Annotated in this window: 1 protein-coding gene; it reads left to right on the plus strand. The window is 34.2% G+C overall.

Annotated features, from left to right (window positions below):
* A partial coding sequence (locus IDG60_RS02175) for a tyrosine-type recombinase/integrase (protein ID WP_206160450.1) occupies positions 1-514 on the plus strand: 514 nt, incomplete at both ends.

Genomic DNA, 514 nt, shown 5'->3' on the forward strand with positions numbered 1-514 from the left:
GAACTTTCTATGAATATTGGATGACGCTTGATGAGAACATTATTAATCCATTTGTTCAATTAGTACATCCGAAAAAAGAAAAATATCTTCCGCAATTCTTTTACGAAGAAGAAATGGAAGCGTTATTCAAAACTGTAGAAGAGGACACTTCAAAAAATTTACGGGATCGAGTTATTCTTGAATTGTTGTATGCTACAGGCATCCGTGTTTCGGAATTAGTAAATATTAAAAAACAAGATATAGATTTTTACGCGAATGGTGTTACCGTATTAGGAAAAGGGAGCAAAGAGCGTTTTGTACCGTTTGGTGCTTATTGTAGACAAAGCATCGAAAATTATTTAGAACATTTCAAACCAATTCAGTCATGCAATCATGATTTTCTTATTTTAAATATGAAGGGTGAAGCAATCACTGAACGCGGTGTACGATATGTTTTAAATGATATTGTTAAACGAACAGCAGGCGTAAGTGAGATTCATCCCCACAAGCTCAGACATACATTTGCAACGCATTT

The sequence above is a fragment of the Staphylococcus sp. EG-SA-2 genome (genome assembly GCF_017152085.1).